Annotated in this window: 10 protein-coding genes and 2 pseudogenes; 2 read left to right on the top strand and 10 right to left on the bottom strand. The window is 61.9% G+C overall.

The window, feature by feature from the left end:
• Positions 1 to 145: 145 nt before the first annotated feature.
• Complete coding sequence (locus HMPREF3044_RS06725) at positions 146 to 1,345, top strand: Nramp family divalent metal transporter (protein WP_070740245.1); 1,200 nt, start codon at positions 146 to 148, stop codon at positions 1,343 to 1,345.
• On the opposite strand, the gene rfbB is transcribed toward HMPREF3044_RS06725, so the two are convergent.
• The 8 genes and pseudogenes from rfbB to hemL all read right to left on the bottom strand — a co-directional run bounded on the left by rfbB (position 1,323) and on the right by hemL (position 8,482).
• Positions 1,323 to 2,306, bottom strand: coding sequence for a dTDP-glucose 4,6-dehydratase (rfbB, locus tag HMPREF3044_RS06720; protein ID WP_070740242.1), 984 nt, complete (start codon positions 2,304 to 2,306; stop codon positions 1,323 to 1,325). The two genes, HMPREF3044_RS06725 and rfbB, sit on opposite strands and share 23 nt — an antisense overlap.
• Positions 2,303 to 2,604 (bottom strand): annotated as a pseudogene (locus tag HMPREF3044_RS06715) (multidrug efflux SMR transporter). The gene rfbB and the pseudogene HMPREF3044_RS06715 overlap by 4 nt, the downstream one beginning before the upstream one ends.
• Before the next feature lie 57 nt (positions 2,605 to 2,661).
• A complete protein-coding gene (gene ccsB, locus HMPREF3044_RS06710) occupies positions 2,662 to 3,579 on the bottom strand; it encodes a c-type cytochrome biogenesis protein CcsB (protein ID WP_005390636.1) in 918 nt (305 codons plus the stop codon).
• Between the two features lie 11 nt (positions 3,580 to 3,590).
• On the bottom strand, positions 3,591 to 5,132 hold the full coding sequence (locus HMPREF3044_RS06705; RefSeq protein ID WP_005394764.1) for a cytochrome c biogenesis protein ResB: 1,542 nt from the start codon (positions 5,130 to 5,132) through the stop codon (positions 3,591 to 3,593).
• A complete protein-coding gene (locus HMPREF3044_RS06700; protein ID WP_005394763.1) occupies positions 5,133 to 5,903 on the bottom strand; it encodes a cytochrome c biogenesis CcdA family protein in 771 nt (256 codons plus the stop codon). It lies immediately after the preceding gene.
• Between the two features lies 1 nt (position 5,904).
• Positions 5,905 to 6,498 carry a TlpA family protein disulfide reductase gene (locus HMPREF3044_RS06695; protein WP_070740238.1) on the bottom strand — a complete coding sequence of 198 codons (594 nt, stop codon included), beginning with the start codon at positions 6,496 to 6,498 and terminating at the stop codon, positions 5,905 to 5,907.
• The gene (locus HMPREF3044_RS06690; RefSeq protein ID WP_005390640.1) at positions 6,495 to 7,100 is read right to left on the bottom strand and encodes a histidine phosphatase family protein; all 606 of its coding nucleotides are present in this window, start codon (positions 7,098 to 7,100) and stop codon (positions 6,495 to 6,497) included. Before HMPREF3044_RS06690 ends, HMPREF3044_RS06695 begins: the two co-directional genes overlap by 4 nt.
• Positions 7,101 to 7,150: 50 nt before the next feature.
• A complete protein-coding gene (hemL, locus tag HMPREF3044_RS06685; RefSeq protein ID WP_005394758.1) occupies positions 7,151 to 8,482 on the bottom strand; it encodes a glutamate-1-semialdehyde 2,1-aminomutase in 1,332 nt (443 codons plus the stop codon).
• A gap of 63 nt (positions 8,483 to 8,545) precedes the next feature.
• Between hemL and HMPREF3044_RS06680 the strand changes: the two genes are divergently transcribed.
• Positions 8,546 to 9,982, top strand: a complete 1,437-nt coding sequence (locus HMPREF3044_RS06680) for an Hsp70 family protein (RefSeq protein WP_070740235.1) — start codon at positions 8,546 to 8,548, stop codon at positions 9,980 to 9,982.
• Here the strand turns inward: HMPREF3044_RS06680 and HMPREF3044_RS06675 are convergent.
• Complete coding sequence (locus tag HMPREF3044_RS06675) at positions 9,967 to 11,358, bottom strand: protoporphyrinogen oxidase (RefSeq protein ID WP_070740232.1); 1,392 nt, start codon at positions 11,356 to 11,358, stop codon at positions 9,967 to 9,969. The two genes, HMPREF3044_RS06680 and HMPREF3044_RS06675, sit on opposite strands and share 16 nt — an antisense overlap.
• A 562-nt stretch (positions 11,359 to 11,920) precedes the next feature.
• Positions 11,921 to 12,768 (bottom strand): annotated as a pseudogene (locus tag HMPREF3044_RS06670) (hypothetical protein); the annotation flags it as partial.

The following is a 12,768-nucleotide window of genomic DNA, read 5'->3' as shown; positions in this document are numbered from 1 at the left end:
GAGGTGACTACTTTCAGCTAGACAATGAGATCCGACGTAGGCACCAGGTTACAACTTTTCCCTCCACCCCCCACTAGGGGTTATTATTGCAATTAAATTTTTCATTCAACAAACAACCGGTTAGTTTTCGGCTCTTTGAACTTGTATGCTCATAATCATGAAATTGATGAGACGCGTCTCGCTTCTAGGTCCAGCGTTTGTCGCCGCCGTGGCCTACGTCGATCCAGGTAACGTAGCGGCAAACATCACCGCCGGCGCACGATACGGATTCCTTCTTATCTGGGTCCTCGTCCTCGCCAACGCGATGGCCGTCGTCGTCCAGTACCACTCCGCCAAGCTGGGGATCGTGACAGGGAGGTCACTCCCGGCGCTACTGGGCGATACGATGCCACGCACGCCGCGCCTCTTGTACTGGATCCAGGCAGAGATCGTCGCAGGCGCAACCGACATCGCCGAGGTGGTCGGTGGCGCCATCGCCCTCAATTTGTTGTTCGATCTTCCGCTTCTGTGGGGCGCAATCATTACTGGCTTGGTTAGCCTGCTACTCCTGGCTATTCAGGGCGGTGGCCGCCAACACATCTTCGAACGCGTCGTCATCGGGTTGCTGCTCATCATCGCCGTTGGGTTTTTGGCAGGACTTGTCATTGATCCCCCGAATCCGGCAGAGGTATCCACGGGACTTATCCCCCGCTTCAAGGGGCCGGATACGGTCATGCTGGCGGCGAGTATGCTTGGCGCGACAGTCATGCCGCACGCCATCTACCTGCACTCCACGCTCGTCGTCGACAGGTTTGGGGACAAGGGCCACAGCACGAAGGAACTCATTCACTCCACCAAGGTCGATGTTGTCGGTGCGCTGATCCTTGCGGGCCTGGTGAACATCGGCCTCCTCGTTGTGGCTGCAAACTCCCTATTCGGAGTGGAGGGCACCGACTCGATTGAGGGAGCACACCGCGCAATTGTGGAAAACCTCGGCTCCGGAATCGGCTTTATTTTCGCCATCGGCCTGTTGGCTTCCGGGCTTGCCTCGACCTCCGTCGGCGCCTACGCGGGCTCGGAGATCATGCGCGGGTTGTTGCACATCAACGTGCCGATTCTTGCCCGCCGCCTGGTCACCCTCATCCCGGCGATCCTCATTATCGCCTGGGGAGCGGATCCGACAATGAGCCTCGTGTGGAGCCAAGTGCTCCTCTCCGTAGGTATCCCCTTTGCCGTCATTCCCCTGTTCTGGGCGACGGCAAGCAAGAAGGTCATGGGCGAGTACGCCACGGGGACGAAGACGAATGTGATGAACATTGTCATCGCCGCCATTGTTATTGCGCTTAATCTAGCGCTTGTTCTCTAGCCCGGTAGATCTTTTCGGAGCGATCCCGGGCTTCTTCCCACCAGGGTTTATTCGCACGGTACCAGTCAATAGTCTGGGCTAGCCCCTCGGTAAACGAGGTGTAGCGCGGCTTCCAGCCCAAGGCCTCCACGGAGGAGGGGTCTATCGCGTATCGACGATCGTGTCCAGGCCGATCCGTCACATGGATCACCTCGGCTCCCGGGTAGTGCTTCACCAGCTCGTCGACCACCTCACGGTTGGACAGCTCCCCGTTGGCACCGATCAGGTACGTCCTGCCGATCTCACCGCGCTCAAGGATCGCCCACACCGCGGAGTTGTGATCGTCCACGTGAATCCAGTCCCGAACATTGAGCCCGTCGCCGTAGAGGCGCACGGGCTCGCCGTTTTCCAGGGCGAGGATCTGCCGGGGAATGAACTTTTCCGGGTGCTGCCGCGGCCCATAGTTGTTCGAGCAGTTGGAGATCGTCGCGCGTAGACCGAAGGAACGCCCAAAGGCGCGGACGATGTGGTCGGCAGAGGCTTTCGACGCCGAGTACGGGGACGACGGCCGGTACGGGGTGTCGGGGGTGAAGCGTTCGCCACCGGTCAGCGGAAGATCGCCGTAGACCTCGTCGGTGGAAATATGGTGCAGACGAACGTCGTGGCGCGCGCAGGCGGCGGCAATAACGGTCGTCCCCTCAACGTTGGTGCGGACGAAGGCGAGCGGATCGCGCAGGGAATTGTCATTGTGGGATTCGGCGGCGAAGTGGACGACCACGTCGGATTGCTTCACCAAAGCGTCGACAAGCTCCTCATCGAGGATGGAACCATGGACGAGACGGCAGCCCTCCGGAACCGAAGCGGGGTTGCCCGCGTAGGTGAGGGCATCGAGGACGGTGACCTCGTGGTCGTAATGCGCACGGGTGTAGTGGCAGAAGTTGGAGCCGATGAAGCCCGCGCCACCAGTAACAAGAATGTTCATACCAGCTTCAATCCTACGATGCCACCGACAATCATGGCAGCAAAGATGACCTTGAGAAGCGACACGGGTTCCGCGCCGGTGAGAAAGGAGTACAAGAGGGCACCGACGCCGGCCCAGACCGCTTACGACGTGCCGACAGGGAGGGCCGCATGGCGAATGCGAGGCCACTCATGGAGATGGCGCACGCGATAAGGAAGACAAGCGACGGGACGAGCCGGGTGAAGCTGTGGGACAGGGACAGCGCCACAGCCCACACGGATTCGAACAAACCGGAAACAATGAGGATAAACCAAGCCATAACTGTAGCCGTCTTTGCTGTTGACCTGGGTACGGCTCCCTTGTCCGGTCGAGCGGTTTAAACCCCAGCGTATGAGTGCATGCCGGAGACCACCAGGTTGATGACGAACAGGTTGAACAGCATCGTGCCCAGCGCCACGATATTGATCCAGGCGGCGATCTTGCGCCACGCAGGGGTTGCGCGAACATGCAGGTAGGCGGCGTACATTACCCAGGTGATGAGGGAGAAGGTCTCCTTCGGATCCCAGCCCCAGGGGCGACCCCACGCAGACTCGGCCCACAGCGCACCCAGGATGATGCCCAGGCCGAACACCGGCAGGCACCACACGGCGAGCTGGTAGGCGACGCGGTCGATCGTGTCGGCGGACGGCAGGATAGACAGCGGGAACACGTCCGGCTTCCAGCGCTTGAGCAGGTACAGGATGCTGGCCACACCCGAGAACATGCCGATCGAGGCGCCGATGGACACGCAGGACACGTGGAACGGCAGCCAGAAGCTCTTCAGCGCCGGGTTCAGCGGGCCGGCACTGACATACAGCTGCGTGCCGCCGTAGAACATGAGCGCCACGATGGGAGCCAGAAGCCACGGCCACAGGGAGACGATCTTCGTACGGGTAATCACGAATGCCGCGATGAGCATGGTGAACGCCGCGATCATGGAGATGTACTCGTACATGTTCCCGAACGGGAACCGGCCGGTACTCAGGCCACGCAGGATGATGGACACGAACTGGATGACAACGCCAAGCCAGACGAGTGCCGTCGTCATGCCCGCGAAACGGTCCGCCCTGGAACCGCTTTCGGCGGGCTCGTCGACAGGCGGCCCGCCAGCACCGACGAGCTCACGCTGCTTTTCCTTGGCAGCGTGCGACAGTCCGTAGAAGACAAGCGACGCAGCGAGCGCCACCACGTAGATAACCAGCGCCGTCTTGAATGAAAGGTCAGACAGCCCTGCGAGTTCCGAGTTTGCCAGCATAGTGCATTAGTCTAGCGCGCAGAAGTAATTTCCTCGAATAAATCATCGTGCTCAGCCCCCCATCCGGCGTGGTCAGTTCGTGCCAACCCGCCCGTTTCCACATGGGTTCCGCCGTCGGCGGGGGTGAGACGCACCCACATGCGACGCCGCTTGGTCATCAGCGACCCCACAAGACCTGCAAGCATGATGAGCGTGGTCGCAAGCAGCCACCCCTGCGAGGGGTCGTAGGAAACCTGCAGGTTGGCGAAGGGAACTGCGCCGTCGAAGCGGACCGTCGTGCCGTCCTCCAGGGTGACCGTCTCCCCCTGCATGAGGTTGACGCGGGCAACCTTCTGCAGCTCCCCCATCGCGATCTGGCGCGAATCCAGCGAGAACAGCTGTTGACCAGTGCCGGAGTCCAGGCCGTTGTCACCGCGGTAGACATCGATGGCGACGGCCGGATCCGTCAGCTCCGGGAAGGAGGAGGCGAGAATGGTGCCATCCCAGGAGGCCGTCGGGGCGAAAAGGCCCTGCAGGGACACCTGGTTTTGGCGGCGGGTGAGGTCATCCTCGTACAGGCCCGCCGGCGGGTCAAAACGCATGGCACCGGTGGACAAGAGGTTAATCGGGTCGTCGGGGCGGAACTGCAGGGTTTGGGTGCGTTCCTCGCCGTTCGGCCAGGTGACGGTGAACGTCGGCGCGTAGCCGTGACCCTGCAGGTAGACGCGGTAGCCTTCGAGGCGCAGGGGCTCGTTCACCTTGAGGTGGTAATCCTGCCAGTCGGGATTGGCCACGTCCGTGGTGTAGCTGACGTTGGACTCGAACATCTCGGACTGGCCATTGGGGAGGTAATTGGCGTCGAAGTCGTGGATGGTGACGCAGAAGGGGGTGAGGTCGGTGCCGTCGACGAGCCGGCCGGCACGGAAGGAGTCGAAGTTGGACAGTGCGGTGTTGCAGAACTCGTTGGACTGGCCGTCGACGACAACGATGCGGTGGCCCTCCGTGTAGACGAGGCGGCCCCAGGCAATGACCACGAGCATGGCGACGATGCCTAGGTGGAAGATGAGGTTGAAGATCTCGCGGGTGAAGCCCTTCTCGGCACTGAGGGTAAGTGCTCCGGCGCGGTCCTCGGACGGCTGATACCAGCGGGTGTGCCAGCCCTTGAAGATGCGGGTGACGTTTTCTTGAACCGTATCGATGGACTCGTCGATAAGCCCGGAAGCGTGCTTGGGCAGGCGGGCGAGATTACGGGGCGGGCGCACCGGCTCGCCTCGCATGACCTTGATGTGATCCCACGTGCGGGGGATGATGCAGCCGACGAGCGAGATCCCCAAGAGGAACCAGATGGCTGTGAACCACGAGGAGGAAAAGACGTCGAAAAGCTGGAGCTTATCCATGAGCTCCGCAGTGCGACCACCAGAGGCGATGTACTCGATGACCTTCGATTCGTTGAGGCTGCGCTGTGGCAGGAGGGCGCCGGGGACCGCGGCGAGGGCCAACAGAAACAGCAGAATGAGGGCGGTGCGCATGCTTGTCAGCCACCGCCAGGCGCGAAGGAAGAATACTTTCACCATTTAGATCAGTGTCGCTCCATACTCCAAGGTGAGAACTTGAATCCAGCCGATAAACTCCGCCCACAGGCCGGTGACCAGGGCGACACCGACGGCGACGAGCAGCACCCCACCCACGATCTGGATGGTGCGCGAATGCCGACGCAGCACGTCAATGCCCCGCATGGCACCCGCAGAACCCAGCGCGACCAGCACAAACGGAACGCCGAGGCCGAGGCAGTAGAACACGATGAGGAGCACCCCGCGGAGGGCGGTCACCCCCTCCGTTCCGGCGGCGACGGAAATAATCGCCGCCAGCGTCGGCCCGAGGCACGGTGTCCAGCCGAGGGCGAAGACCGCGCCGAGCAGCGGCGCACCGATCCAGGTAGACAGCTTTTTGGGGGTGAGGCGCGTGTCGCGGTTCAGCGCGGGGATGAGCCCCATGAATGCGAGCCCCATGACGATGGTCACCACTCCGCCGACGCGCTGCAGCGTCGTGGCAGACAGGGTGAGGAAACTGATGGCACCGAAAACGGTCGCTGTGGCCAGCACAAAGATGACGGTGAACCCGGTCACGAAGAGCAGCGCGGCGAGCGCCACCCGGCCCCGGGAGCCCTTCTTCACACCATCGCGGCCGACATCCCCACCGACGATTCCGGCGAGGTACGAAATGTAGCCCGGGACAAGTGGCACGACGCACGGGCTCGCGAAACTCACAAGCCCAGCGCAGGCGGCCGCCAGTAGTCCCAGGATGAGCGGGCCGGAGGCGGCGATCCCCGCAAAGGTCTCGCCCATGCTAGCCCACCAACTCCTCAACGATTGGACGCAGATCGTCCACCGTCACCTCCGTGAGGAACACGGCGGCCGGACGGTGCTGCTTATCCAGCACAATCGTCGTGGGAATGACCGTCGCGGGAATGCCACCGAGGGCTGCTGCGGTGCGGAACGGCGGATCGTAGATGCTCGGGTAGGTCACGCCGTTGTCCACGACGAAATCACGGGCGGCATCCTTTTGCGGATCGCGCACGTTAATGCCCAACACGGTGCCCTCGTCCCCCAGCTCCTCGTGGATCGCCTCGAGGTCGTCGACCTCCGCGCGACACGGGCCACACCACTGGCCCCACGCGTTGAGCACCACGACCTTACCTGCGTAATCGTCAAGGCTCACCGTCTTACCGTCCTCCATGAGGGACTCGCCGGAGAAGGACTGCACCGGCTGGCGCTCCTCCTCCGGGTAGGTGATGACGGTCTGCCCCCCGGGGCTGACAAACGAGAACGTGCCACCCACGGCGACCGCATCCTTGCCCGCCGTCTGGTCTTCGGAGCAGCCGGTCAGCGCTGCCATGGCGACAGCGGAAGAAAGGATAACAGTGACTAGTTTATGCATCATATCTCCTGCGCGGGCTCCGAATAATAGATATCGAGTATTTCTCCGTCACAATAGTGCAGAGAGGTAACACTAGCCAAAGCGCACTTCCTCCTCGCGGGGTTGTGTGGCAGCGGCAGGCCCGCGACGCTGCGCTGCACCATGACGATGGGGAGCTCGTGGCTGACCAGGATTGCCTCGTGGCCCTCGGCGATCTCCGCCGCCTTCTTGGCGGCGCTGAGCATGCGCGTGGCGATCTGCTCGTAGGGCTCACCCCAGCTGGGGATGCTCGGATCCTTCAGCAGCGGCCAGCGCACGGGATTCCAAAGCTGCGAATTCCAGGCGTTCACGCGCAGCCCCTCGAAGCGGTTGCCCGCCTCGATGATGTCCTCCCACGCCTCCGGGTCCTGCCCCGTCACCTGCGCGATGGGCTGGGCAGTTTCCTCTGCCCGCGTAAGGGGCGAGTGCGCGAGCAGGGTGACATCATGGCCGGCGAAACTGTCCGCCGTGGCGCTGGCCATGGCGCGCCCGCGATCGGAGAGGTGATACCCGGGCAGTCGGCCGTACAGGATGCGGCCGGGGTTGTACACCTTCCCGTGGCGCACGAGGTGAACGATGGAGCTCACAGTATTTTCTCCTTTTTTCAGGCTTCTTCCGAGGGGCTACCTGCGTGCGGTTACTTTGTTTCCGTGGCGGCAGCTGCTGCCTTGGCGGCGACGGCGGTGGCCTTCTCGATGCGGTCGAAGTCGTCGTCGGAAAGCGCGGTGGAGACGAACCACGTCTCGAACGGGCTCGGCGGCGCGTATACGCCGTGATCCAGAAGCGCGTGGAAGAACGCCGGGAAGCGGAAGGTCTCGGCCGCTTTCATATCGGCGAAGTTGTGGCCCTCGCCCTCGGCGAAACGGATGGACAGCATGGTCGCTGCGCGCTGGATGTGGTGGTCTACGCCCTCGCGGGTCAGCGCCTCGTCGAAAATGCCGGCGAGCCGGTCGGCGTTGGCGCGGATGATGTCGTACACGTCCTCCGTGGCGTTTTCCAGGTTGGCGATGCCGGAAGCCATGGCCACGGGGTTACCAGAGAGGGTACCCGCCTGGTACACGGGGCCGAGCGGGGCGAGTTTTTCCATGATCTCGCGGCGGCCACCGAACGCTGCTGCCGGCATGCCTCCGGAGATGACCTTGCCAAATGTGGTGAGGTCAGCGGCGACATTGTCGATGCCGTACCAGCCGTTGTAAGAGGTGCGGAATCCCGTCATGACCTCGTCGAGGATGAGCAGCGCACCGTACTTGTGGGCCACATCCTTGAGCTTCTGGTTGAAGTTATCCTGCGGCGCGACGGTACCCATGTTGCCGGCAGCTGCCTCCGCGATAATGCAGGCAATGTCCTCAGGATTCTCCTCAAACGCCTTGGTCACGGCATCAATATCGTTGTAGGGCACGACGATAGTGTCGGCTGCGGAGGCACCCGTCACACCCGGCGAATCCGGTAGGCCAAAAGTGGCCACACCGCTGCCCGCGCTGGCGAGGAGGGCATCCACGTGGCCGTGGTAGCAGCCCTCGAACTTAATCACCTTGGAACGTCCCGTGTAGCCACGGGCCAGGCGCACGGCGCTCATCGTGGCTTCCGTGCCGGAGTTAACCATGCGCACCATGTCCACGCTCGTACGGTCGATGACCAGCTGCGCGAGCTTCCCCTCGGCCTCGCACGGGGTGCCGAAACTGAGGCTATTCTCGGCGGCCTTCTTCACGGCTTCCACCACGGCGGGGTGGGCGTGGCCAAGCAGCATCGGCCCCCAGGAGCCGACGAGGTCAACGTAGTCATTCCCGTCCACGTCGGTGAGGTGGGAGCCCTGTGCCTTGGCGATAAAACGCGTCTGGCCACCAACGGAACCAAACCCGCGCACCGGCGAGTTCACGCCACCGGGGATGACGTTTTTGGCGGCCGCGAAAAGCTCGGCCGACCGAGAGACATTATCAGATGTGACGGTTATAGAAGTGGAAGAACTCATGGCCTTATTGTACGTTTACGGGTTTCACTGCTACATTAGCGCTCCGCTGCTACGCTAACCTACATGCACTTTGGGATCGATTTTGGTACTACACGCACAGTTATCGCAGCTAGCGACCGCGGAAATTACCCCGTTGTTCCCAGCGAGGATCGCCACGGTGACAGCCACGATTACATCCCCTCCGTCATTGCGATCTCCGGCGAGGAGCTGGTGTGCGGCTGGGACGCGATGGAGCTTCGTGGTACCCCCGGATTCACTCGCTCCTTCAAGCGCGCCCTCTCCGGCCAACACGTCACCTCGGCCACTCCGGTTCGTCTGGGCACCACCACCCGTACCGTGGGCGAGATCTTTGAGGCCTTTGCACAGTACGTGGTGAGCCACCTGAGGCGGTTTCAAAACGACCTCGCCGATAGCTCCCCCATCGAGGTTGTGCTGGGGGTTCCTGCCCACTCGCACCACGCGCAGCGCCTTCTAACCATGGCCGCGTTTTCCCGCACCGGGATCACAGTGCAGGGGCTCATTAACGAGCCCTCCGCCGCCGCCTTTGAGTACACGCACCGGCACGCCCGCACTCTCAACAGCAAACGTAAGTCCATCCTGGTGTACGACCTCGGCGGCGGTACCTTCGATGCCTCTCTGGTGGCCATCGACGGCGTGGGCCACACCATCGTCAACACCGTGGGGCGCCCCCGGCTCGGTGGGGACGATCTTGACGTCATCCTCGCCGATCTCGCCCTGGCCTCCCTAAGCCGCTCCTCCGACGCTTTTTCCGCCACCGCGCGCATGAGGCTTGTCGACGAAGCACGCTCGGCGAAAGAGGCGCTTGTGCCGCAGTCGCGGCGCATCGTCATCGCCGTGGGCGACGACGACGTCACTATCCCCGTCAAGGATTTCTACGCTGCGGCCACACCGCTCATTGATGAGACGCTCACCGCCATTGAGCCTCTTATCGGCTCCGATTCCCTCCGCGATACCGATATCGCCGGCATCTATCTCGTGGGCGGCACCACATCACTGCCTCTTATTTCCCAGACGCTGCGCAAGAAGTTCGGGCGGCGCGTCCACCGCTCCCCGCTCCCTTCGGCTTCCACGGCCGTGGGGCTCGCCATCGCCGCCGACCCCGATTCCGACTACGCTCTCCATGACACGCTCTCCCGCAGCATCGGTGTGTTCCGCGAGTGGGACGCGGGAAGCGAGGTGAGCCTCGATCCGCTCATCACCCCCTCCACGCCGCGCACGGCCACCCGCATCTACCGCGCCGCCCACAACGTGGGGTGGTTCCGCTACGGGGAGATCGGCGATGATTTCTCACTCATCGCCGAAATCGGTGTGCCCTTCACCGCAGAGCTTTCTCGCCTTTCTGAGGACGAGCTCCGGACCGTCCCCGTCACCCGCGTCACCGAAGGCCCGCTCGTGCACGAGGAGGTCACTGTAGATGACGATGGAATAGTCTCCATCGCCATCGACGTAGACGAGCTGGGGATTCACTTGAGGCGCTGAGCAGCCGCCCGCGCCCCGGCGATGATCGCGGGGACCCCCACACCATCGATCCAGGCCCCGCACACCTCAAGTCCATCAAGCGAGGCGATAGCGTCGCGGAACGCGGCAACATAGGTGAGGTGCTCGGCGTCATAGCGTGGCAGCGCACCCCACCACACCTGCACGTAGGCCTCCTCCAGCTCCCCGGAGTACCCAGTGACCTTGCGCAGATCCTCCTGGGCCCACTCGATGAGCTTTTCCGGGTCCTCCCGCAGCATCTCATCCTGACGGTACTTGCCAAAACTCACCCGCACCAGCGCGCCTCCGCGACGCTCGTAGTGGCCCCACTTCTTGGAAGAAATAGTAAAGGCCTTGGCGTGCATATCGGGCTCGTCGGATGCCACGAGCACGCCCGAAATATCCGGCAGCCCCTCGTCGGAGGCGAACTTCAAGCTCACCACCGCGCACGAGGCGAGCTTCTGCTTCTGCGCCTCCGCCGCTGCCGCGGGGCAAAGCTTCTTCAGTTGCATCGCCACAGTCGGCCCTGGCGTGGCGATTATAACACCGTCATAGATGCCATCGCCCGCACCAAGGAGCTTGTACCCTGACTTTTCCTTCTCCACACCGGTGACGAAGGAATCTACGTAAATCTCCGCCCCCGATGCCTCGGCGAGCCTTTCGTACAGAACCTGGTAGCCCTCATCAAAGGTGGCGAAAACAGGCATCGGCTTGGCAGCCGGGTCCTGCGTTTTCCCGGCACGTTTATCGGCGATCCGCTGCACGGCCCCGGAGAGCGTGACCTTTGCCCCCTCCTGCGTCATCGCGTCAAACTCCTGCGCAAGCTGCGGCACCGTCGCCCGCACGCCGAGCTCATCGGCATTGCAGGAGTACACGCCCCCGAGCATGGAATCCACTAGGTGCTCCACCACATCATCCCCATAACGCTCCCTGACGAGCTTGCCCAGGCTGCGATCCTCCCCCACTGTCCAATCGATGCCCTCGCCTTGCGCCTCGGCATCAATCCTGGCGCACGACTCGGCTGAGATTATCTTTTCCAACCCTGCGGATGAGGCCGGAATCCCCATCACACCACCCCGGGGCAGCTCCTGCAGCGTCCCGCCGGAATACACCCGGGAGTGCCTACCGGCCGGGTACACCAACCTATCCTTAATTCCCAGCTCATCAAAGAAAGCATGGGCATCCCTGCGGAAATTGATGAAGGCCTCCGCACCCATATCCGTCGGGCCGTGTTCGGCATCGATGGTAAGAAGCTTCCCGCCGATCCTATCGGTCGCCTCAAAAACCTGCACAGCCGCGTCCGGATGATTCTTCTTCAGCTCATAGGCTGCCGTAAGCCCTGCAAGCCCCGCCCCCACTACCGCATAACGCATGGTCATCCCACCATTTCCTTTCAACACATGAGTCCGCTCATATTCATTGTTACCCCTTAAGCGTACAAGCCCTCCCCCACCCCACCGCTGCCAGTCCGGCTGCCTGCCCAAATCATGACCCCGCCACCGCATCCGCAAAGCGTTGTGTGCTGCATTGTGTTCGGCGGGGGCGGGGGTTTAGCCGGACGCGCTGTGCGTACCGCGTGTGGGCACACAGCCCGTCGTCATCCGCGCGTTTGTCCCCCACCGTGCTCGGCGTATCTCATGTCACTGCGCTGCACGCACCAAACGCCACAGCATAAAACGCCACAGCATAAAACACCACAGCACAAAACATCACGCCCCTACGACTGACCCATGCGTTACCTCACACCCCGGCCACCAGACTCTTCCCCTCCTCCCCCGCTACCCGGGGTCCGCCTACCTACCAAGTAGAAACTCCCCGGTGTGCACCGCATAACACAGAACACACCGGGGAGAAACCCTTTATCGTGTTATCCCCACCCCACCAAGAGGACAACCACTCCAGGTCACCACACGAGGTGGGAAGGGGGAACCACTTTGTTATTTAGTTTTCCTCACCGGTGGGGTTCTCCTCTGCAGGAGTTTCCACCTTATCGGCGTCACTGTTTTCCACAGCGGCTTTATCACGCTGTTCATCCTCTGGGGTGTAGGAGGAACCCTCCACACCAACCATGTGATCATCAGAGGACAGGTTAGCGTTCTCATCCTCAGACACCGCCGAGAAATCCCAGCCAACACCCGTGGTGCACTTGGAAGCGTAGTACGCACCCGTCGCCGCGATGAACGCCGCCGCACCCAGCAGAGCCAGGATACCTGGCACGTTAATCTGCGCACCGATAGAAGCCAACCACGCGTTACCGTCACGCACCCACTGCGGCTGCTGGATACCATTTTCACCAAACGGATTCAGTTTCCGCAGCTCATCCTGGATAGAAGCAGGAAGAGGAGGAATCTCAATCTGACTCAACGCACCAACAGCAGCCAACGGGAAGCCCCACAACAGCGGGTTCGACCACGAGTTCGTAGCCAACTGGAAACACTTACCAGCACTTGACCCCTCAGCACTACCCGCATCAGTACCATCCGACGGGTCCTTACCATTGTTATCCCCACCAATTTGGCCAGGAACAATCGAGGCATCATTGGGATCAGTCTGCTTACCACCGTTAGCCGGATTCAACTCCGCACCATCGGTATACCCATCACCATCGGTGTCAGCATCCTTCGGATTGGTGTTACCCGGCTTACCCGAAGGATCAAACTTGTTGTCCTTGAACGGGTTCTTGGTGCCGTTAACCTCATCACCATCATTGATACCATCACCATCAGAATCAGGGTTATGAGGATCAGTACGATGCTCCTTCTCCTCATCGTTGGTCAACCCATCCTTAT

The sequence above is a fragment of the Corynebacterium sp. HMSC073D01 genome (genome assembly GCF_001815555.1).
GTDB classification, from domain to species: domain Bacteria; phylum Actinomycetota; class Actinomycetes; order Mycobacteriales; family Mycobacteriaceae; genus Corynebacterium; species Corynebacterium glucuronolyticum.
The sequence above is the reverse complement of the archived record's forward strand: the minus strand, read 5'-3'. Positions and strand labels throughout refer to the sequence as shown.

Bases quoted from the DNA above. Each gene is read 5' to 3' on its own strand.
- ccsB (WP_005390636.1), bottom strand. From the start codon at position 3,579: ATGCTGGCAAACTCGGAACTCGCAGGGCTGTCTGACCTTTCATTCAAG.
- HMPREF3044_RS06680 (WP_070740235.1), top strand. From the start codon at position 8,546: ATGCACTTTGGGATCGATTTTGGTACTACACGCACAGTTATCGCAGCT.
- rfbB (WP_070740242.1), bottom strand. From the start codon at position 2,306: ATGAACATTCTTGTTACTGGTGGCGCGGGCTTCATCGGCTCCAACTTC.
- HMPREF3044_RS06725 (WP_070740245.1), top strand. From the start codon at position 146: ATGCTCATAATCATGAAATTGATGAGACGCGTCTCGCTTCTAGGTCCA.
- HMPREF3044_RS06675 (WP_070740232.1), bottom strand. From the start codon at position 11,358: ATGACCATGCGTTATGCGGTAGTGGGGGCGGGGCTTGCAGGGCTTACG.
- HMPREF3044_RS06705 (WP_005394764.1), bottom strand. From the start codon at position 5,132: ATGGTGAAAGTATTCTTCCTTCGCGCCTGGCGGTGGCTGACAAGCATG.
- HMPREF3044_RS06700 (WP_005394763.1), bottom strand. From the start codon at position 5,903: ATGGGCGAGACCTTTGCGGGGATCGCCGCCTCCGGCCCGCTCATCCTG.
- hemL (WP_005394758.1), bottom strand. From the start codon at position 8,482: ATGAGTTCTTCCACTTCTATAACCGTCACATCTGATAATGTCTCTCGG.
- HMPREF3044_RS06695 (WP_070740238.1), bottom strand. From the start codon at position 6,498: ATGATGCATAAACTAGTCACTGTTATCCTTTCTTCCGCTGTCGCCATG.